The sequence below is a fragment of the Kribbella sp. NPDC056861 genome, assembly GCF_040687575.1.
Classification (GTDB): Bacteria; Actinomycetota; Actinomycetes; order Propionibacteriales; family Kribbellaceae; genus Kribbella.
In genome coordinates this window covers 371,548-390,888 of record NZ_JBFBNQ010000004.1, presented here as the reverse complement: position 1 = coordinate 390,888, position 19,341 = coordinate 371,548, and the positions used below count along the sequence as shown (strand labels likewise).

Here is a 19,341-nt window from a genome sequence, read left to right as displayed (position 1 = left end):
CCCGTTACGCCTTCTCGCCAGTGTCGCTCTGTGAGCCACTCGACGCATCAGCTGCGTCGAGTGCTGCTCCGGCGGCCTTGGCCGTCTTCGTCCCGGCCCGCTTGCGCGCGACCCAACCCTTGATGTTGCGCTGGCGGCCGCGGGCGACCGCGATCTCGCCCGGCCCGACCGGTGCGTCGATCGCGCTGCCGGCCGCGATGTAGGCGCCGTCGGCGATGTCGGCCGGCGCGATCAGCACCGAATTGCTGCCGACGAACGAGTACTTGCCGATGGTGGAGTGGAACTTGTTGACGCCGTCGTAGTTGGCGAAGATCGTGCCGGCGCCGATGTTCGCGCCCTCGCCGATCGTGGCGTCCCCGGCGTACGTCAGGTGCGGGACCTTCGCGCCGTCGGCGATGGCCGCGTTCTTGGTCTCGACGAAGGTGCCGATCTTGCCCTTGACGCCGAGCGTCGTACCGGGCCGCAGATAGGCGAACGGGCCGACCGTGGCCTGGGCGCCGATCACCGCGCCGAAGCCGTGGGTGCGGATGATGGTGGCGCCCTCGCCGACCTCGATGTCGGTCAGCGTGGTGTCCGGGCCGATCACGGCGCCGGTGGCGACCGTGGTGCCGCCGTGCAGCTGCGTGTTCGGCAGCAGCGTGACGTCGCGGTCGAGGGTGACGGTGGAGTCGACCCAGGTGGTGTTCGGGTCGACCACGGTGACGCCGGCGCGCATCAGGCCGTCGAGGGTCCGGCGGTTCAGCTCGGCGCGCAGGGTGGCCAGCTGGACCCGGTCGTTCACGCCCTCGGTCTGCATCGCGTCCTCGGTGACGTACGCGCCGACCCGCTTGCCGTCGCTCTTGGCGATCGCCAGCACGTCGGTCAGGTACAGCTCGCCCTGCGCGTTGTCGGTGGTGATCCGGGTCAGGCCGTCGCGCAGGGTGGCCGCGTCGAAGGCGTAGATACCGGCGTTGATCTCGTCGATCTCGCGCTGCGCCGGGGTCGCGTCCTTGTGCTCGACGATGCCCGCGACGCTGCCGTCGTCACCCGGGATGATCCGGCCGTAGCCGGTCGGGTCGGGCACCCGCGCGCTCAGCACGGTGACCGCGTTGCCGCTGCGCTCGTGCTCGGCGACCAGTTCCTTGAGCGTCTCCGCCTCGAGCAGCGGAACGTCACCCGACGTGACGATGACGGCCCCGTCGAAGTCGGCCGGTACTGCGGTCAGGCCGGACCGTACTGCGTCGCCGGTGCCCAACTGCTGCTCCTGGACGGCGGTCCGTACGCCTGAGTCGACCTCGGCCAGGTGGGCCTCGACCAGCTCGCGGCCGGTGCCGACCACCACGACCAGGTGCTCCGGGGAGAGCGCCCGGGCGGTGACCACAGCGTGGCCGACGAGGCTGCGCCCGCCGATCTCGTGCAGCACCTTGGGGAGCGCGGATTTCATTCGGGTCCCCTGCCCGGCGGCCATGATGATGACGGAGGCAGGACGATGGGAAGTCACGCGGTCTTCTCCTCGAGTTCCCGGCGAGTTCGGCTGGAACAACTGTCACGGACACTCGAAACGGTGCCTTAGCAAGCCTACTGGCTCAACCGGCGGACCCTCGCACGGACTCCACCAGCCGCGCACTGGTCAGGCCGGTGTACTGCTGCATCAGACGCTCCCTGGCCGCGTCGTTGTACCCGCGACGGGCGACTTGACGGTAGAACTCCGTGACCGGTTTCACTCCGGCTTTAGCGATCAACTGCTCGACCGCCAGCCAGCTGACGGTGTCGGCGGCGGCTGGTGAGAGGTGTTCGGTGGTGCTGTTATTGATGCTGGGGAGGCTCGTGAGTTGCCTCCGCTGCTCCTTGGTGAGCGTCGCTCGCTTCTTGGCCCTTTCAGCGGCCGGAAGCACCAGATTCCCGGCGTACTGCGCCATCCCCTCGGCCAGCCACTCCGGGGCCCCATCACCGAGTCTGACCGGCAGAAGATGCATGAGAGCGTGCGTCATCTGCGGCGGCGTCGGCGCGTTGCCCCGGACAACCACCCACCCACCGGCCGGCTGAATCGACCCGATGCCAGGGCTCTGCATCGCGCGCACCTGAATCGGCTCGAGCCCAGGCTGCCTGGCCGGGATCTCGGTCAACACCTGCGGCTCGCGCAGCGCGACGACGTACGGAACTGTCTGTAGTTGACCAGGCCAGATCTTGCGCACGCGCTTCGCCGACGCGACCGTCTCGTCGGCGAGACGCTGGGCCTTCGGCAACTGCCCCTGGTTGACGATCACAACAACGTTGACCCTGCGCAGTACCGCGATGGGCCCGAAATCCCACGGCTGCCGATTGGAACCGATCGCCTGGTCGAGCGCGCGATCCGAGGTCATCCAGAGCTTGCCCTTGTTGAAGGCGTAGCTGTAACCGACGTCCGTGGCAGCCTGATCGAGCCGGCTCCCGCGCAGGACATACCGCATGCTGACGCGAAAGGTACCGGCCTGAGCTCCTTCACTGCGGGCGTTCATCCAAGGCTCGGCGCGCCGATACGTCACGCTCACCCCAACAGCCTTGAGGTTGCTGAAGAGCTGGGTCTGCCTGGGCCGCAACGCCGGCGCCACATCCTGCAGAAACAACGCCAGATTGCCCGTCCGCACAGCCACCCCACGCCGAGCCAGACTCGCATCCACCGCATTACCCAGCTTCGGATCAACCTCCCCGGTCGCACTCGGCCGCATGCTCTGCAACGTCACCCCACGCGTCGCCTCACTGGTCAACCGCACAGTGCTCGCCGCCGGCGAGATCGCCAACCACAACCCCGCCACCACGACAACCGCCGCGCCGACCGGCGTCAAAGCCTCTCGCAACCCACGCACGCCCCCATCGTCACACCATTCACGCCGACCTGATGCTTTGCCCCACCCCTACTACTACTCGATGTACCCCGTGACCGGGTCGACCTGCTTGAGGAAGTTGCGGATCGCCTCCTCCAGCTCAGCCTGCGACCTGGGCTCAGCATCACCCGCGGACTTCGAGCTGAACCCGTAGCCCGGGTTCGGCCCGTTCAGCCAATCGAAGTCGTAGTGCCCGGACCCGTCCGCCCGGTACCGCACCTCGAACACCTGCCCGTCGACCTCGAGCTCGACCACCGCTTCAGACATCCATCAACTCCAGTTCGAGTTCCGGCGCAGTACGCCGTCCGCGTTCTCCTGCGAGAATCCAAGGTATGTCGACTGAGTACGGAGAACCGCTCGCCCAGGTGCTCGGCGACGGTTTCCGCGTCCCGCCCCTCCTCCCCGGCTGGACCGCACTGGAAGGCGTCGTCCTGGTCAAGTGCCTGGACGCCGAGGGCCACCCCAGCTGGGCCTTCCGCGAAACCGAGGGCATGAACGTCGAGGAGGTCATCGGCATCCTCACCGTCCAACTCGACATGCTCCGCGAACGAGCCGTCGACGCCTTCCGTGACATCGACGACTGAGGGGCTGTCTGTGCAGTCAATGCTCAGGTGCGAAGCCGTTCGCTGGGTCAGCGACGAACCGTTCCCCGGCTGGATCGAGGTCACCTTCACCGATGCGGACGGGCAGCTGTGGAGCGTCTTCGACAAGCCGCCGGTCTTCGACAGCTCGGTTGAGCTGATGCGGGATGCGCCGTTCCCGGTTGCCGCCGAGTTGACCTGCGAAGTCCTGACCGTTGATCAGGACCTGGTCACCATCTCGACCCTCACGCCTTGGGGTGTGTCAACTGACGACGGCCGATCGGAGTTCACGGTCTTCGCCAGCCAGTTGATCCAAGCTGACGCGACGCCTTAGCGCCCAATCTTGAACAACCGAGGCTCGGCGCCGTCACGTGATCGGAGCTATTCCCCCGTGGCGCCGTCGATGCACTCACGGAGAAAATCCGCATGCCCGTTGTGGCGGGCGTACTCCTCGATCATGTGCAGATAGATCCACCGCAACGTGTAGTCCTCACCCGGACTGGCCGCGTCGAGACTGAGCCCAGCCACGGCCTCCCGCGACCGCTCCACACTCGCCTGGTAGCTCGCCAGATCGTCGTCAGCCCGCGTGACGTCCACCTCGGAGCTGCCCTGCGCCCCTGGCACGTAGTCCCAGAAGTACTGATGATCCGGCTGACCGTCGTACGCATGAAACCAGGCCTCGACCCCCGACAGATGCCGCACCAGACCCAGCAACGAGAGCCTCGACGGCGGCACCGACCGCAGCGCCAGTTGCTCCGGCGTCAGCCCACCACACTTCACCAGCAACGTCGCCCGGTGAAACTCCAGCCGATCGTCGAGCGCCGCCCGCTCATCAACCGGATCGATCGGCGGCTCAACCCGCTCAGGCGTGCCCCACGTCGACATTCCGGCAACCCTACGGATGCGAGGGACCTTCCGCCACGGAGTTTCTGGGCGAAGCATCCTGATCGAACACCTACCGATGCACATGAAGCAGCAGCTAGATTCCTGCCATGCCCAGGACTTTGATCAACCAGGCACTCATCGCGGTGATCACGGTGCTCTCAGCACTTCTCATCGTGGACGCGATGATCGACGTCAACACCCGAAACCTGGTGATCGGCCTTCTACTGCTGACGGTCGCAGCCATCTCCGCTCCCGGCCTTCGCCGCGCCGAGCAACGGCGAACCAAGAATTAGCAACAAAGCTCGCGATCAGATTGCCTGAAGGATCAAGCCCTTCAAATCCATCAAAGTCTCGATCGGATAGCTGGCCTGCGAAAAGTCCTGAGTCCTCGTGAAGTCATTGTAGACAACAGCACACTCGATACCAGCCGCCACGGCTGACTTCAGCCCTCTGGAAGAGTCCTCCACCACCAGCGTCTCTTCCTTCGTGGCCCCAAACCGCTTCAAGCCGGTCAGATACGGCTCCGGGTGCGGCTTGCTGAGCTCGTAATCCTCGCGAACAAGCACGAAATCCATGAACTGCAAGATCTGACGCTTCTCGTGGATGACCTCGAAATCCACCCGCTTCGCAGTCGTCACGATGCCCATCCGGACGTACTTCGAAAGCTCCATAAGAACCTCGACCACGCCCTCGATCTCGATGGCCTCGGTCCTCAGATACTCCTGGTAGTAGCCATCCCGAACCTCGCGACATCCGGCGATGACATGCTCGGCAACGCCGGCGGCTTTGGCTTGAGCCCAAGTCCCCAAACCATCCTTCATGTCCCGCAGATACTGATCCTTGTCCAGCGTCAGACCAACCTCCGCCAAGGCACGTTCTCCGGCCTTGTAATACCAGAACTCGGTATCCACCAACACACCGTCATGATCAAAGAGAATGTACTTCTTCACTCCCAAAACCCCTTCCCCAGCAGGCGAATCCACACTCCGCGCGTCTAGACCCACGGCGGCTCGTATCGACCCACATAAGCGCGTGCGCGCTCTGTCGGATCCACCCAGTACTGATGCGGCTGCCGATGCACATGCTCCTCACAGAACTCCCGGAGCTCACTCCCGATCGTCTCCACCTCACGAACAGGCAGCCCCTCGAAGTCGCTGTTCACCTGCAGAACCTCGGACTCAAGATTCCACCCCGAAGCATCAAATGCCCACGACCCCCACCTCGCATACGTGTGCAGCGGATGCTCGAAGTCCCCCAAATACATCGCCGCCAGCTCGATCCTCTGCCCAGGATAGAAATCCCTGCAAGTCCAAGCCAGCACATGGCACGCTCCACTCGAGAAGAACGCCCGATCCGTCCGCTCCCAAGAAACCCGCTGATCCGCCCGCTCGATCGCAGTCCGCCGAAACACCCCAGACGCAGTCGCTGCCACGAAGCGATGCTAGCGAGGCAGGCCCGAGCGCGATGAGACGCCAGAGAAGGTCAAGAGTCGATCTCCCTGCGCAAGACGCACACCCTCCGACCTATGCCGGCCGAATTTGCCTCGCCACCCCGGAATCGCGGGGCCCCGCAGAATGCAAATACTCCTGGCTCTCGTGAAGACACCCAAGGACGCGCCGCTCCAACCCGCCACGAGCCACCTCACCCACCCACACCAGCCCCCGCGGGTTTGGGTGGGCCCAACGCTCAAGCCGACACCCGAGCACGGGTGGGGAAACACCCCCAGGCACGAAGAAGCCCCAGGTCAGAGAACCCCCTGACCTGGGGCCATGCGTTGCTCCCCCGCCTGGTTTCGATCCAGATCTTCGAGATTCAAAGTCTCGCGGGCTGCCGATTACCCCACGGGGGATCGCGTGTACGCCGGAACAGTCTGCCATGAGGGGGTGGGTGACACGCGAAGGGGTTCCTTACCTACGGGGCCGTAGGTTACGGTTGCGTAGGTAAAGCCGTCCTCCACCACGAGGGAAAACGATGACTCCAGTTACGGCACCGGAGGCGCCCACCGGCGCCCGGCAGGCTGGCGAGTTCGACACCGACCACGGGACCCGGGGCGGTGAGCAGAAGGGCTTCTGGGAACAGCTGGCGCTGGCGCTGTTCATCGGGATCCCCTTCCTGGCGGTGCTGGCAGCGGTACCGATCGCCTGGGGCGGTTTCCTCAGCTGGCGCGACATCGTGATCGCGGTGGTCTTCTACACGATCTCCGGGCACGGCATCTCGATCGGGTTCCACCGGTACTTCACGCACAAGTCCTTCAAGCCGAACCGGCCGCTGAAGTACGCGCTGGCGATCGCCGGGTCGCTCGCGATCGAGGGGCCGGTGGTGCGCTGGGTGGCCGACCACCGCAAGCACCACAAGTTCTCCGACCGGGAGGGCGACCCGCACAGCCCGTGGAAGTACGGCACCAGTCTCGGCGCGCTGACCAAGGGGTTCCTGCACGCGCACATCGGCTGGCTGTTCGACACCGAGCAGACCCCGCAGCGGCAGTACGCGCCGGATCTGCTGAAGGACCGCGACATCGTCAAGGTGTCCCGGATGTTCCCGTTCCTGGTGCTCGGCTCGCTGTTCGCGCCGGCCGTCATCGGCGGACTGTGGTCGTGGTCGATCGAGGGCGCGCTGACCGCGTTCTTCTGGGCCAGCCTGGTCCGGATCGCGCTGCTGCACCACGTCACCTGGTCGATCAACTCGATCTGCCACACGATCGGCGACCGGCCGTTCAAGAGCCGCGACCGGTCGGGCAACGTCTGGTGGCTGGCGATCCTCAGCCAGGGCGAGTCCTGGCACAACCTGCACCACTCCGACCCGACCTGCGCGCGGCACGGCGTACTGCGTGGTCAGCTCGACACGTCGGCGCGCACCATCTGGTTCTTCGAGCGGCTGGGCTGGGTCAGCGACGTCCGCTGGCCGGTCAAGGAACGGCTCGAAGCGCGCCGGGTCACCGCCGCCGACCAGGTGGCGGCCTGAGCGGGCCGTAGCCCCACCCCGTAATCTCCCACTCCGTACACCCCATCTACGGCATGATGCTGACGTGATCCCGAAGTGACTGAACCGAAGCCGCGCCGTACGACCCGGGTCCGGATGACCAGTGCCGAGCGGCGTGAGCAGCTCATCGTCGTCGCCCGTGGCCTGTTCGCCGAGAAAGGCTACGAGGCGACCTCCGTGGAGGAGATCGCGGCCAGGTCCGAGGTCTCCAAGCCGGTCGTGTACGAGCACTTCGGCGGCAAAGAGGGCCTGTACGCCGTAGTGGTGGATCGCGAGGTCCGCAAACTGCTCGACACCGTCACGGCCAGCCTGACCGCCGGCCGCGCGCACGAGCTGGTCGAGCAGGCCGCGCTCGCCCTGCTGGACTACATCGAGAGCTCGTCGGACGGCTTCCGGATCCTGGTCCGCGACTCGCCGGTCGGCTCGTCCACCGGGTCGTTCATCTCGATCCTGAGCGACGTCGGCACCCGGGTCGAGCACATCCTGGCCGAGGAGTTCAAGCGCCGCGGCCTGGACCCGAAGTTCGCCCCGATGTACGCGCAGATGCTGGTCGGCATGGTCGCGCTGACCGGTCAGTGGTGGCTCGACGTCCGCCGGCCGAAGAAGACCGATGTCGCCGCCCACCTGGTCAACCTGGCCTGGAACGGGCTGTCCGGCCTCGAGACCAAGCCGACGCTGTCCACCCGGCCGCACAAGTAACTGAGACCTGGGTAGCACGACGACATCCGCCCCTGGCATGACCAAACGGCGCGAAATTCGCCGTAGCCTGGCCGCATGACGGGGACCATGTCCGGGATCCTGGCGCCCCGGCGGCAGATCCCCGCGAGCAGCAAGGCGTTCGACCTGTTGCTCGCGGGCGGACTGACAGTGATCTTGGGACTGCTCGGACTCGCCCAGGAGGAGTTCGGCGGCCTGGTCGGCTTCGGCATGCTGGTGCCGCTGGTCTGGCGCCGCAGCCATCCCGAGCTGGTCTTCTTCACCGTCTCCGGCGTCGCCGTCCTGCAATGGCTGGCCGGCGCCCAGTTGCAGCCCGGCAACGTCGGCCTGCTGATCGCGCTCTACGCGATCTCCGTGTACGGCGAGGTCAGGTTCAGCCGGATCGCGCTCGGCATCGGCGGTCTCGGCGTGCTGATGGCGACCGCGCGGTACTGGAGCAGCTCGGACTGGCGCCAGCAGATCACCATGATGGTCGCCCTCGGCGCGCTGGTGTTCGGCGTCTGGGCCTTCGGCGAGCGCCGCCGCACCAGAGGCCTGTACGTCGCCCAGCTCGAAGAACGCGCCATCCAGGCGGAGCGGGACCGCGATCGCGAGTCCAAGCTCGCCGTCTCCAACGAACGGACCCGGATCGCCCGCGAGATCCACGACGTCGTCGCGCACGGCCTGTCGATCATGATCGTCCAGGCCGACGGCGGCCTGTACGCCGCGGACGCGTCGCCCGAGCAGGCCAAGAAGGCGCTCGCCACCATCGGTGACACCGGTCGCGCCTCGCTGACCGAGATGCGCAAGATGCTCGGTCTGCTGAAACAGGACACCCAGCCGGAGCTCGATCCGGACCAGCCACGCCCGCAGCCCGGTATCTCGTCGCTGCCCGAGCTGGTCGAGAACGTGCGCCAGGCCGGGCTGACGGTCGACTACGAGGTGACCGGCACGTCCCGCGACCTGCCCGCGCTGCTGGGGCTGACGACGTACCGGATCGTGCAGGAGGGGCTGACCAACACGCTGAAACACGCCGGGCCGGGAGCGCACACCTCCGTCCATCTCGACTTCGGGCGCGAGATGCTGACCGTGGTGGTCACCGACGACGGCCGTGGCGGCGGCGTTGCCCCCAGCCACGACCCGGGGCACGGGCTGGTCGGGATGCGGCAACGAGCCTCCATCTCCGGCGGTACGGTGAACGCCGGACCGAAGGCGGGCGGTGGTTACGAGGTGATCGCCAAGCTGCCGTACAACCTGCCAGCTGGAGGAGTTTCTCAGTGACCGACGACGACGGCACCACCATCCGCGTCTTCCTGGTGGACGACCAGGAACTCGTCCGGGCCGGCTTCACCATGCTGGTGGACTCGCAGCCGGACATGCGGGTGGTCGGCCAGGCCGGTGACGGCGGCGAGGCGCTGGAAAAGCTCCGGGTGACCGGCAGCGACGTCGTACTGATGGATGTCCGGATGCCGCGCCTGGACGGCGTCGAGGCGACCCGGCAGCTCCAGTCGTGGCCGACGGCCCCCAGGGTGATCGTGCTGACCACCTTCGACCTGGACGAGTACGCGTTCGCCGCGATCAAGGCCGGCGCGGCCGGCTTCCTGCTCAAGAACACCCCGCCGGCCGATCTGCTCAACGCGATCCGCCAGGTGCACTCCGGCGACGCGGTCGTCTCCCCCAGTACTACGCGCCGCCTGCTCGAGCACTTCGCCGGCTCACTGCCGGACGAGGAGCGGGAGCGCCCCGACCTGGCCGACCTGACCGCCCGCGAGCTCGAGGTCTTCGCCGAGGTCGCCCGCGGCCTGTCGAACACCGAGATCGCCCAGCTCTTCACGTTGTCCGAGGCAACGGTGAAGACGCACATCGGCCGGATCCTGGCCAAGACCGGCCTGCGCGACCGGGTCGCCCTGGTCGTGCTCGGCTACGAGACCGGAATCGTCAAGCCCAGCAGCTGAAATAGCTGACCGGGCAGGGAAAAGTACGACCCAGGTCGTACGCGGGGTCCATTCCCTGGTCCGACTCTTTCGGGGTCGGGAGTCACTAACTTCTGGAGTGTGGGCGAGAACGTCTCGCCCCCGGCACTTCGAGGAGAACGATGACGATCCAGACCGGCGAGCTCGCGCTCGGCCGCTTGCCGCAGGACGCTGCCGCCCGTACTGCGATTCGCGCCCACGAACTACGCAAGGTCTACGGTCAGGGCGACACTGCGGTGGCCGCGCTCGACGGGGTCTCCGTCGACTTCGGCGTCGGCCGGTTCACCGCGATCATGGGGCCGTCGGGCTCCGGCAAGTCGACCCTGATGCACTGCCTGGCCGGGCTGGACACCCCGACCTCGGGTCAGGTGCTGCTCGGCGAGACCGAGCTGACCCAGCTGCCGGACGCCGCGCTGACGAAGATCAGGCGGGACCGGATCGGCTTCGTCTTCCAGTCCTTCAACCTGCTGCCGATGCTGTCCGCCAAGGACAACATCCTGCTCCCGCTGGAGCTCGGCGGCCGCAAGCCCGACCAGCAGTGGATGACCACCCTGATCGACGTCCTCGGGCTGCAGGACCGGCTGACCCACCGTCCGTCGGAGCTGTCCGGCGGTCAGCAGCAGCGCGTCGCGGTGGCCCGCGCCCTGGTCGGCCGGCCCGAGGTGGTCTTCGCCGACGAGCCGACCGGCAACCTGGACTCGCGCTCCGGCGCCGAGGTGCTCGGCTTCCTGCGCCGCTCGGTCCGCGAGTTCGGTCAGACCGTGGTGATGGTGACCCACGACCCGCTGGCGGCGTCGTACGCCGACCGCGTCGTGATGCTTGCCGATGGCAAGCTCGCCGGTGAGCTCACCGACCCGACGCCGGAGTCGGTCCTGAACGCCCTGCGCCAGCTGGGAGCCTGACCGTGCGACGCTCAATTCTGTCCTCGCTGCGCGCCCACCTGGGCCGCCTGGTCGCCGCCTGCCTGGCGATCGTGCTGGGGGTCGGTTTCGGCACCCTGGCGATGACCGCGCACTCGTCGGCCACCCACGGCATCGACGAGACGATCGGCAAGCAGAACGCCGGGGTCGACGCGGTGGTCCGGTCCAACGGTGAGTCGGTGACCGCCAAGGACGAGGCCGCGATCAGGAAGCTGCCGCAGGCCGCCTCGGTGGTCGTCGTGACCTCGGCGTACCTGCAGGTGCAGTGGGCCGGCCAGGTCCGCCCCGACAACCTCGGTATCGACGCCCGCTACGACACCTCGAAGATCGCAGGTCCGACCACCACCGCCGGGAAGTTGCCGGAGGCCAAGAACGAGATCGCGCTGCCGGCCAAGACGGCCGAGAAGTACAAGGTCGCGGTCGGTCAGGACCTCAAGCTGTCCAGCTGGGACGGCAAGAGCTTCGCGGTGAAGGTGGTCGGTCTGGTCGACGACAGCACCTCGATCGGCGGCGGCAACGCGGTCGCCACCCCGGAGGCCCTGAATTCCTTCCAGCCGGACGGCTACATCGACCAGCTCAAGGTCGCTGCCGCTCCCGGCGTCAGCCAGGCCGCGTTGACCGCGGCGATCACCAGCGCGGTCCGCCCGGGCCTGGAGATCTTCACCGGCGACGGCTGGATCGACCACGAGGTCAAGGAGATCACCAACGGCATCGACGTCCTCGGGGGCGTGTTCGGGATGTTCGCCGTGATCGCGCTGTTCGTCGCCTGCCTGGTGATCGCCAACACCTTCACCATCGTGATCGCCCAGCGGACCCGAGAGATGGCGCTGCTGCGCTGCGTCGGCGCGTCCCGCCGGCAGGTCTTCTCCTCGGTGCTGGCCGAGGCGACCGTCGTCGGACTGGTTGCCTCCGGCATCGGTGTGGTCTTCGGGGTGGCGCTGTCCGCGCTCGCCCTGACGCTGGCCCGGACCTTCGACTGGGGGCTGCCGCCGGTCGATCTGCACCTCGGCCTCGGGTCGGTCTTCATCCCGCTGCTGCTCGGCACGATCGTGACCATCGTCGCGGCCGTCGTACCGGCTCGGCGGGCGACCCGGGTCGCTCCGTTGGCTGCACTCCGGCCGGACGCGGCACCCGTGGCGAAGTCCACCGCCGGTGTTCTGCGGTTGATGCTCGGCTTCCTGCTGCTGGTCGGTGGCGGCCTGCTGCTGGCCAAGGGCGCACAGTCGCATCAGGTGATGATGGGCGTTCCGGGCGGCGTGATCTCCTTCCTCGGAATCCTGGCCGTCGGCTCACTCCTGGTACCTGCCTTGGTCAAGCTGCTGGGGGCGCTGCCGGCGCGGGCCGGCGGGGTTCCCGCGCGGATCGCCGTCGCCAACTCGGTCCGCAACCCGCGGCGTACCGCGGCCACCACCTCGGCGCTGCTGATCGGTGTCACCCTAATCAGCCTGACCTGTGTCGGGATCGCCTCGGTCCGCAAGACATTCGACGTCACCATGGACAAGCAGTACCCGGTCGACGTCACGGTCCAGGCGTTCGGCGAGAAGCTGCCGGCCACCGCCGGCAAGCAGCTCCAGGACATCAAGGGCATCACCCAGGTCGTCCCGGTGCTCGGCGCGACCGTGAAGTCCGGCGAGACCAGCCTGGAGCTGACCGGGATCGACAAGGCCTCGGCCGCCTCGGTGATCCACAACCCGGTACTGGTCAACCAGCTGCAGCCCGGTACGGCGCTGCTCGACTCCAACACGATGTACTCGCTGAACGTGAAGGACGGGCAGACCGTCACCATCGTGTCGGGCAAGCAGAAGGTCGCGTTCAAGGTCGTCCACGCGCTCGGGCTCGACCCGATCACGGTCACCTCGACCGATCTGCAGAAGCTGGTCCCGAACGCGGCGGTCAGCGGCTTCTGGCTCGCCTCCGACCCGAAGGCCGACGGCCCGAAGGTGATGGACGACCTCAAGCAGTCGCTGCCGACGGTGAAGGAGCTGAACATCTCCGGCGGCCTGCCGGAGCGGAGCTTCTACACCAAGGTGTTCGACATCCTGCTGCTCGTCGCGGTCGGGCTACTCGGGGTCTCGGTGCTGATCGCGCTGGTCGGGGTCGGCAACACGCTCAGCCTGTCGGTGCTGGAGCGGACCCGGGAGAACGCCCTGCTCCGGGCGATGGGGCTGACCCGGCGCCAGCTGCGCGGCATGCTCGCGGTCGAGTCGTTGCTGATGGCACTCGTCGCGGCGGGGCTGGGGATCGGGCTCGGCCTGATCTACGGCTGGACCGGGACGGCGGCGCTGATGGGTGGCCAGATCGACGGGCCGCTGCAGTACGCCGTACCGGGCCGGCTGCTGGTCACGATCGCGCTGGTCGCGGCGGTCGCCGGACTGCTCGCCTCGGTGCTGCCGGCCCGGCGCGCCGCGAAGGTCGCACCGGCCGGAGCGCTGGCCACCGAGTAGCTGCTGGGTTGGATCAGACGATCTCGATCCGATTCCCGTGGCCGTCGGCAGTGTGAAACCGCCGGCGGCCCGGGATCGTCTCGTTGTCCCACTTGACCGGATATCCGTTGGCCTGCAGGGTTTCGGCCAGCGCGTCGAGATCGTCGACGGCCAGCGCGGGATGCGCCTTCAGCGCCGGGCTGAAGTCTTCCTCGACGCCGACGTGCACCTCGGCCTCGCCGTCCTTGAACCAGCAGCCGCCGCGAGCCGCAAGGAGCGGCGGCTTCTTCAGCTCGGTCATCCCGAGCGTGTCGCGGTAGAAGGCGCGAGCGACCTCTTCACCGCCGGGCGGGCAGGACACCTGCACGTGATCGAGTCTCATCAGCTGCCCTTCTGAGCGACCGCGAAGATCCTTCGGAACGGCAGCACGGTGCCGAACCCCTGCCGCGGATAGGCGACATCGAGCCGAGCCCCGTACTCCGCTTCGAACCGCTCACGCAGCTCGTCGGACAACGACTGCAGTACCGGCCGGGCACCGGTCCCCTTGACCCACTCCAGTACGGCGTTCTCGCCTTGCAAGATGTGGCTGTACGTCGTCTCCCAGGCGTCGACCGTGCACCCCTCGGCGCTGAGCGCGGCGACGTACTCGGCGGGAGCCGGCACATCCGGGCGGAGCGACTTGTCCTTCGCGAACTCGGCGTACGGGTCGGTCGCCGCCAGTTCTCGCAGGATCGCGTGCGACGGCGCGTTGCCGTTGCCCGGGATCTGGATCGCGAGCCAGCCGCCCGGCTTGAGCGCCCGCACGAATCCGGGCAGCAGATCGAGCTGCTCGGGGATCCACTGCAGGGTCGCGTTGGTGACGATCACATCCACCGACTCGGGCTCGGCGGTCCACTCCCGCAGATCGCCCACCTCGAAGCTCAGCCGCTCGGTGGAGAGCGGCTGGGCCTCGTCGATCATCTCCTGCGAGCTGTCGACACCCCGAACAGTTGCTGTCGGCCACCGATCGAGCAGCGTGGCGGTCAGGTTCCCCGGTCCACAGCCGAGGTCGAAGACGGTGGAGGGCTCGTCCGCCCGGATGCGGGCGACGAGGTCGGCGAAGGGGCGGCCGCGTTCGTCGGCGTACTTGCTGTACTGCTGGGGGTTCCAGACCGGTGAGGTGCGCATGCGGGAGCCTCTCGCGAGTAGATCTCTTGATGTCGAGATACTTTACGCCGCCAGGTTGTCTTGATGTCAAGAGTCTTGATGACATAGTCTCGACCCATGAGAGACGAGGTCGACCGGCTGATCGAGGCCTGGCGCCGGGAGCGGCCTGATCTCGACGTGGCGCCGATGGAGGTGCTGTCGCGGGTCAGCCGGCTGGCCCGGCACCTCGATCGCGCGCGCAGCCAGGCATTTGAGACGCACGGGCTGGAGTCCTGGGAGTTCGACGTACTGGCCGCGCTGCGCCGGGCCGGCAAGCCGTACCAGCTCTCCCCCGGACGGTTGCTCAAGGAGACCCTGGTGACCTCGGGGACGATGACGAACCGCGTCGACCGGCTGACCGCTCGCGGGCTGGTCGAGCGGCTGCCGGACCCGGCGGACCGCCGTGGCGTGATCGTCCAGCTGACCGACGCCGGCCGCGACTCGGTCGACGCCGCGATGGCCGACCTGCTCGCCCACGAGCGCGACCTGCTCGGCTCGATCAGCGAGCGCGACCAGGCCAAGATCGCCCGCGTACTGCGCGAACTGGTCGGCCCGTTCGACCAGGAAAAGCACTGATCCCGCATTCCCGCGGAGCCGGCAAGTTACCCGCCGGAATTGTGCCGGAATAATCCGAAAAGACGACCCGTCACTTTATGTGGGCGACGATCGTTGCTAGTTGCAACGAGATCGAGAGATTGCTGTAGTCCACCACTATCGACACTGAGTGACCGGTCGAACTAGTCTCCTCACCATCGGTGGTCACGTGACTACACAGCGTTCGAGAAATCGGTGTCTTCGGCGGCAAGAGGTGGTTCGCCGAAGCCGGTCGGTGGTGTCCGGGGCTCGGGGCTCGGACAACCTGACCGGTACGGGCCCGCTCACCCGGTAGGCGCGGCATACCCTCCCAATCACAGGGGATAGGAGGGTGTGCCGCGCTTCAGTTCCCGGCCGGATTTGATCATGTATACATTTCTCCGGTCGCCCGGGAATGTACTGACCTAATCGGTCTGCTCGGCCGCTTCCAGCCAGGCCGATTCCAGCTTGGCGCGTTCTTCGGTCAGCTTGCGCAGCTCGGTGTCCAGCTCCGACAGCCGCTCGTAGTTGCTCGCGTTCGCCGCCAGCTGGTCGTGCAGCTTCGCCTCGTTGAAGGTCAGCTTGGACAGCTGCCGCTCGATCTTGTTGAGCTCCTTCTTCGCCGCCCGGGCCGCTGCCGCGTCCACCGGGGTCTCGGCGGCCGCGGACGAGGCTGCCGCCACGGAAGCCGGCGTCGGCGTACCGCTCGCGGGCGCAGTGGTCCGGCGGGCCACCGGACCGCCCTTCAGCTCCTCGAGGTACTGGTCGACCCCACGCGGCAGGTGCCGGACGTCGCCGTCGCCCAGGATCGTGTAGACCATGTCGCTGACCCGCTCCAGGAAGTACCGGTCGTGAGTGACGATCACGACGACGCCCGGCCAGTTGTCGAGGAAGTCCTCGAGCACGGTCAGCGTCTCGACGTCCAGGTCGTTGGTCGGCTCGTCGAGGATCAGCACGTTCGGCTCGTCGAGCAGGATCCGGAGCAGCTGCAGCCGGCGGCGCTCGCCACCGGACAGGTCGTTGATCCGGGTGGTCAGCTTGTCGCCGGTGAAGCCGAACCGCTCCAGCAGCTGGGACGAGTTCATCTCGCCGACGCCCGCGGCCAGCGCCGCGACCCGGCGGATGCCGGTGATGTGCGCGAGTACCGTCACCGTGCCGTCGAGATCCTCCAGCGTCTGGGAGAGGTTGGCGATCTTGACCGTCTTGCCCTGCTTGACCTTGCCGGTGTCCGGCGGCAGCAGGCCGGTGAGCACCTTGAGGAAGGTGGTCTTGCCGGCGCCGTTCGGGCCGAGCAGTCCGATCCGGTCCGCCGGGCCGACCCGGAAGGTGACGTGGTTGAGCATCACCCGGTCGCCGAAGCTGAGCGTGACGTCCTCGGCGTCGAAGACATCCTTGCCGAGCCGCGAGGTGGCGAGCTTGGCCAGCGCGAGCTTGTCGCGCGGCTCCGGCTCGTTCGCGATCAGCAGGTTGGCGGCCTCGATCCGGAACTTCGGCTTCGCGGTCCGCGCGGGTGCTCCGCGGCGCAGCCAGGCGAGCTCCTTCTTGACCAGGTTCTGCCGCTTGCCCTCGACCACGGCCTCGTTGCGGGACCGCTCGGCCTTGGCCAGCACGTACGACGCGTAGCCGCCGTCGTACGAGTTGACCTTGCCGCCCTGGACCTCCCAGGTCTCGTTGCAGACCTCGTCCAGGAACCACCGGTCGTGGGTGACGACGAGGAGCGCGCCGGCCCGGTCGACGACGTGCTGCGCGAGCCAGTTGACCGCCTCGATGTCGAGGTGGTTGGTGGGCTCGTCGAGGATCAGCAGGTCGACCTCGGTCATCAGCAGGTGCGCCAGCGACGCGCGCCGGCGCTCACCACCGCTGAGGGTGCCGACCAGCGCTTCGTGGTCGACGCCGCCGAGCAGCTGCTCCATCACGTCCCGGGCGCGCGGATCGGCCGCCCAGGTGTAGGTCTCGACATCGCCGAGGACGGCCTGGGCGACGGTCAGCTCGGGATCCAGGCTGTCCACCTGCCCGAGGAAGCCGAGCCGCAGGTCGCGGTTGTGGGTGATCCGCCCGTCGTCGGGCGTCTCCTCCCGGGCGAGCAGCCGCAGCAGCGTCGACTTCCCGTCTCCGTTGCGTCCGACCACCCCGATCCGTTCGCCCCGGCCGATGCCGAGAGTCACCTTGTCGAGCAAGGTGCGGGTTCCGAAGCCTTTGGAGACGGCTTCGAGATTGACGAGGTTGGGTGCAGGAGAGGCGGCCATATCCTCTCCAGTTTAGTTCAGCTGATCCAGCAGGCCGACCACGGCTGTCGCTACTGATTCAGATGCAGCAGGTACTCCCCGTGGTTCAACGGGTTGCCATCGGTCCGGGCACGGGTCGGTGGGCGCCCGGGGACCGTCCGGTAGCCGCTGAAGGCAGCCAGTAGGACTCCCTCACCGTGAGTGAGACCGGGCAGCTGGGCCTCGAAGGCATGCACGCGCCCGGCGGGGATCAGACCGGTCAAGGTCGTCCGCTCCGGCGCGACGTCGGTGCCTTCCAGCGTCGCGCCCGCCTCGGCGAGCTTGGCGATGACAGGTGAGACCGCGTCCGGCGGCAGCTCCAGCTCGAAGCTGTTGACCGGCTCGTACACCCGGGTGTCCGCCTCCTGCAGCGCCTGCATGAGCACCAGCGGCACCAGACGCCGGAAGTCGGCCGCTGTGGTCATGACGGAGTCGTAGCCCGTCCGGATCAGGTCGATCCGGCATTCCAGCACCTCCCAGCCGTACAGGCCCTGCTGCAGCGCCTGCCGTACCGTCTCCTCGATCGCGGTGTGGAACGCTCTCGGGAGCCCACCGAGCTCCACCTCCAATCGGTAGTCGATCCCGGTGCCGACCGGAGCCGGCGAGACGCGGAAGCCGGCCGCCGCGCACCATGGGTTGCCGGGTTCGCCGATCTCGCGGCTCGCCGTACCGGTGCCGACCGGGCGCTCGATGTGGATCGGCGTGGTCTCGCTGAAGGTGACCGCGAGTCCGTACTCGTCTTCGAGCAGCGATGCGATCACCTCCTTCTGCACCTCGCCGTACAGGTTCACCGAGATCTGGCCGAACGCGTTCTTGCGGACCCGGATCAGCGGATCCTGCTCGGCGAGCTGCTGCAGTGCCTGGAAGAGCTTGACCCGATCCGCGGCCAGGACGGCCGTCTCCAGCGTCGGCGGCGCGAAGAGATGCGCCCCGGGGCCGCTCGGCGTACCGAGTTGGTCGCCGATCTGCACTTGCTTGAGCCCGCGCAGAGCGACGATCCTTCCCGCCTCGGCGTGGTCGACAGGTCGGGTGCCGCCCCGCTCGAAGACGCGCAGCGCCGTCGGCTTCACCTCGTACTGCGTACTGCCGCTGTGCACGCTGACGGTCTGCCGCGCCTGCAGCTGCCCGGCGAAGACCCTGGCCGAGGCGATCTTCTCCCCCGCCGAGCCGCGTTCCACCTTGAACACCGTCGCGCGGAGCGGGTCGGCCGGGTTGTTGATTGCTTGCGGCAACCAGTCGCGGATGCCGTCGATCAGGTCGGGCACGCCTTCGCCGGTCATCGCCGAGCCGAAGTACACGGGGTGCACGCGGGTACGGCGTACCTGGTCGGCGAGCTCGCTGCGGTAGTCGCTTGGTTTGAGTGTGTCGTCGAGATAGCCGGCCAGGAAGTTGTCGTTGCCCTCGGCCAGCAGCTCGGCCATCGCCTTGTTTTGCAGGGGAAATTGTTGGTACTGCGCCGTACGGGTGCCGAGGTCGGCGACTGCGCCCATCGGCACCGCGGTCGAGGTGAGCAGGCGGGCGATGTCGGCCAGCAGTTCGTCGTACCGGGCGCCCATCCGGTCGATCTTGTTCACGAACAGCAGCGTCGGGATGCGCAGCCGGGTGAGCGTGCGCATCAGCAGCCGGGTCTGCACCTGGACGCCCTCGACCGCCGAGATCACCAGCACGGCGCCGTCGAGCACCGACAATGCGCGCTCGACCTCGGCGATGAAGTCGGAGTGGCCAGGGGTGTCGATCAGGTTGACGGTCAGGTCGCCCAGCTCGAACGAGACCACGGCGGAGCGGATCGTGATACCGCGCCGGCGCTCCAGGTCCATCGAGTCGGTGCGGGTACTGCCGTCGTCCACCCGGCCGACGTGGTCGATCACGCCCGCGGCGTACAGCAGGCGTTCGGTCAGGCTGGTCTTACCGGCGTCGACATGCGCCAAAATGCCCATCGTCAGGGTCTTCAAAGGTCCTCGCGGGTGCGTCGCAGCGATCAGGAGTGATGGCGTGGACCGATACCCGGCGCATCTGGGG

Annotated in this window: 19 protein-coding genes; 10 read left to right on the top strand and 9 right to left on the bottom strand. The window is 67.5% G+C overall.

The window, feature by feature from the left end; translation table 11 throughout:
- Positions 1 to 4: 4 nt before the first annotated feature.
- The 3 genes from glmU to AB0P21_RS21295 form a co-directional block, all read right to left on the bottom strand.
- Positions 5 to 1,480, bottom strand: coding sequence for a bifunctional UDP-N-acetylglucosamine diphosphorylase/glucosamine-1-phosphate N-acetyltransferase GlmU (gene glmU, locus AB0P21_RS21305; protein WP_363698852.1), 1,476 nt, complete (start codon positions 1,478 to 1,480; stop codon positions 5 to 7).
- 85 nt (positions 1,481 to 1,565) lie between these two features.
- Positions 1,566 to 2,825 (bottom strand): hypothetical protein, encoded by a 1,260-nt coding sequence (locus AB0P21_RS21300; RefSeq protein ID WP_363698851.1) that lies wholly within the window; start codon positions 2,823 to 2,825, stop codon positions 1,566 to 1,568.
- 54 nt (positions 2,826 to 2,879) lie between these two features.
- Positions 2,880 to 3,110 carry a hypothetical protein gene (locus tag AB0P21_RS21295; RefSeq protein ID WP_363698850.1) on the bottom strand — a complete coding sequence of 77 codons (231 nt, stop codon included), beginning with the start codon at positions 3,108 to 3,110 and terminating at the stop codon, positions 2,880 to 2,882.
- 65 nt (positions 3,111 to 3,175) lie between these two features.
- On the opposite strand from AB0P21_RS21295, the gene AB0P21_RS21290 reads away from it, so the two are divergent.
- Complete coding sequence (locus AB0P21_RS21290) at positions 3,176 to 3,427, top strand: hypothetical protein (RefSeq protein WP_363698849.1); 252 nt, start codon at positions 3,176 to 3,178, stop codon at positions 3,425 to 3,427.
- A gap of 10 nt (positions 3,428 to 3,437) precedes the next feature.
- Positions 3,438 to 3,758 carry a hypothetical protein gene (locus AB0P21_RS21285; protein WP_363698848.1) on the top strand — a complete coding sequence of 107 codons (321 nt, stop codon included), beginning with the start codon at positions 3,438 to 3,440 and terminating at the stop codon, positions 3,756 to 3,758.
- 47 nt (positions 3,759 to 3,805) lie between these two features.
- Here the strand turns inward: AB0P21_RS21285 and AB0P21_RS21280 are convergent, their stop codons facing one another.
- Positions 3,806 to 4,309, bottom strand: coding sequence for a DinB family protein (locus tag AB0P21_RS21280; protein ID WP_363698847.1), 504 nt, complete (start codon positions 4,307 to 4,309; stop codon positions 3,806 to 3,808).
- A gap of 107 nt (positions 4,310 to 4,416) precedes the next feature.
- Between AB0P21_RS21280 and AB0P21_RS21275 the strand changes: the two genes are divergently transcribed.
- The gene (locus AB0P21_RS21275; RefSeq protein ID WP_363698846.1) at positions 4,417 to 4,602 is read left to right on the top strand and encodes a hypothetical protein; all 186 of its coding nucleotides are present in this window, start codon (positions 4,417 to 4,419) and stop codon (positions 4,600 to 4,602) included.
- A gap of 15 nt (positions 4,603 to 4,617) precedes the next feature.
- Here the strand turns inward: AB0P21_RS21275 and AB0P21_RS21270 are convergent, their stop codons facing one another.
- Entirely contained in the window at positions 4,618 to 5,259 is a 642-nt protein-coding gene (locus tag AB0P21_RS21270) for an HAD-IA family hydrolase (protein WP_363698845.1), read from the bottom strand.
- A 1,021-nt stretch (positions 5,260 to 6,280) separates the two neighbouring features.
- Here AB0P21_RS21270 and AB0P21_RS21265 point away from each other — a divergent pair.
- The 6 genes from AB0P21_RS21265 to AB0P21_RS21240 all read left to right on the top strand — a co-directional run bounded on the left by AB0P21_RS21265 (position 6,281) and on the right by AB0P21_RS21240 (position 13,321).
- Complete coding sequence (locus AB0P21_RS21265) at positions 6,281 to 7,270, top strand: acyl-CoA desaturase (RefSeq protein WP_363698844.1); 990 nt, start codon at positions 6,281 to 6,283, stop codon at positions 7,268 to 7,270.
- Positions 7,271 to 7,345: 75 nt separating this feature from the next.
- Positions 7,346 to 7,987 (top strand): TetR/AcrR family transcriptional regulator, encoded by a 642-nt coding sequence (locus AB0P21_RS21260; RefSeq protein WP_363698843.1) that lies wholly within the window; start codon positions 7,346 to 7,348, stop codon positions 7,985 to 7,987.
- A 75-nt stretch (positions 7,988 to 8,062) separates the two neighbouring features.
- Positions 8,063 to 9,265 (top strand): sensor histidine kinase, encoded by a 1,203-nt coding sequence (locus AB0P21_RS21255; protein ID WP_363698842.1) that lies wholly within the window; start codon positions 8,063 to 8,065, stop codon positions 9,263 to 9,265.
- Positions 9,262 to 9,939 carry a response regulator transcription factor gene (locus AB0P21_RS21250; RefSeq protein WP_363698841.1) on the top strand — a complete coding sequence of 226 codons (678 nt, stop codon included), beginning with the start codon at positions 9,262 to 9,264 and terminating at the stop codon, positions 9,937 to 9,939. The genes AB0P21_RS21255 and AB0P21_RS21250 overlap by 4 nt, the downstream gene beginning before the upstream one ends.
- 140 nt (positions 9,940 to 10,079) lie before the next feature.
- Positions 10,080 to 10,859 (top strand): ABC transporter ATP-binding protein, encoded by a 780-nt coding sequence (locus AB0P21_RS21245; protein ID WP_363698840.1) that lies wholly within the window; start codon positions 10,080 to 10,082, stop codon positions 10,857 to 10,859.
- Between the two features lie 2 nt (positions 10,860 to 10,861).
- Positions 10,862 to 13,321, top strand: coding sequence for an FtsX-like permease family protein (locus AB0P21_RS21240; protein WP_363698839.1), 2,460 nt, complete (start codon positions 10,862 to 10,864; stop codon positions 13,319 to 13,321).
- 13 nt (positions 13,322 to 13,334) lie between these two features.
- Here AB0P21_RS21240 and AB0P21_RS21235 read toward each other — a convergent pair whose 3' ends face one another.
- Together AB0P21_RS21235 and AB0P21_RS21230 are read right to left on the bottom strand one after the other, a co-directional pair.
- Positions 13,335 to 13,682 (bottom strand): VOC family protein, encoded by a 348-nt coding sequence (locus AB0P21_RS21235; RefSeq protein WP_363698838.1) that lies wholly within the window; start codon positions 13,680 to 13,682, stop codon positions 13,335 to 13,337.
- Positions 13,682 to 14,467, bottom strand: coding sequence for a trans-aconitate 2-methyltransferase (locus AB0P21_RS21230; RefSeq protein WP_363698837.1), 786 nt, complete (start codon positions 14,465 to 14,467; stop codon positions 13,682 to 13,684). The genes AB0P21_RS21235 and AB0P21_RS21230 overlap by 1 nt, the downstream gene beginning before the upstream one ends.
- Before the next feature lie 96 nt (positions 14,468 to 14,563).
- Here AB0P21_RS21230 and AB0P21_RS21225 point away from each other — a divergent pair, with 96 nt between their 5' ends.
- The gene (locus AB0P21_RS21225) at positions 14,564 to 15,061 is read left to right on the top strand and encodes a MarR family transcriptional regulator (RefSeq protein ID WP_363698836.1); all 498 of its coding nucleotides are present in this window, start codon (positions 14,564 to 14,566) and stop codon (positions 15,059 to 15,061) included.
- 422 nt (positions 15,062 to 15,483) lie between these two features.
- On the opposite strand, the gene AB0P21_RS21220 is transcribed toward AB0P21_RS21225, so the two are convergent.
- Positions 15,484 to 17,304 (bottom strand): ABC-F family ATP-binding cassette domain-containing protein, encoded by a 1,821-nt coding sequence (locus AB0P21_RS21220; RefSeq protein WP_363698835.1) that lies wholly within the window; start codon positions 17,302 to 17,304, stop codon positions 15,484 to 15,486.
- Positions 17,305 to 17,354: 50 nt separating this feature from the next.
- The gene (locus tag AB0P21_RS21215; protein WP_363698834.1) at positions 17,355 to 19,274 is read right to left on the bottom strand and encodes a translation factor GTPase family protein; all 1,920 of its coding nucleotides are present in this window, start codon (positions 19,272 to 19,274) and stop codon (positions 17,355 to 17,357) included.
- Positions 19,275 to 19,341 lie beyond the last annotated feature (67 nt).

What these genes read in the sequence shown, in the direction of transcription:
- AB0P21_RS21265 (WP_363698844.1), top strand. Translation starts at nt 6,281, where the DNA reads ATGACTCCAGTTACGGCACCGGAGGCGCCCACCGGCGCCCGGCAGGCT.
- AB0P21_RS21230 (WP_363698837.1), bottom strand. Translation starts at nt 14,467, where the DNA reads ATGCGCACCTCACCGGTCTGGAACCCCCAGCAGTACAGCAAGTACGCC.
- AB0P21_RS21275 (WP_363698846.1), top strand. Translation starts at nt 4,417, where the DNA reads ATGCCCAGGACTTTGATCAACCAGGCACTCATCGCGGTGATCACGGTG.
- AB0P21_RS21245 (WP_363698840.1), top strand. Translation starts at nt 10,080, where the DNA reads ATGACGATCCAGACCGGCGAGCTCGCGCTCGGCCGCTTGCCGCAGGAC.
- AB0P21_RS21295 (WP_363698850.1), bottom strand. Translation starts at nt 3,110, where the DNA reads ATGTCTGAAGCGGTGGTCGAGCTCGAGGTCGACGGGCAGGTGTTCGAG.
- AB0P21_RS21225 (WP_363698836.1), top strand. Translation starts at nt 14,564, where the DNA reads ATGAGAGACGAGGTCGACCGGCTGATCGAGGCCTGGCGCCGGGAGCGG.
- AB0P21_RS21235 (WP_363698838.1), bottom strand. Translation starts at nt 13,682, where the DNA reads ATGAGACTCGATCACGTGCAGGTGTCCTGCCCGCCCGGCGGTGAAGAG.
- AB0P21_RS21280 (WP_363698847.1), bottom strand. Translation starts at nt 4,309, where the DNA reads ATGTCGACGTGGGGCACGCCTGAGCGGGTTGAGCCGCCGATCGATCCG.
- AB0P21_RS21255 (WP_363698842.1), top strand. Translation starts at nt 8,063, where the DNA reads ATGACGGGGACCATGTCCGGGATCCTGGCGCCCCGGCGGCAGATCCCC.
- AB0P21_RS21290 (WP_363698849.1), top strand. Translation starts at nt 3,176, where the DNA reads ATGTCGACTGAGTACGGAGAACCGCTCGCCCAGGTGCTCGGCGACGGT.
- AB0P21_RS21220 (WP_363698835.1), bottom strand. Translation starts at nt 17,304, where the DNA reads ATGGCCGCCTCTCCTGCACCCAACCTCGTCAATCTCGAAGCCGTCTCC.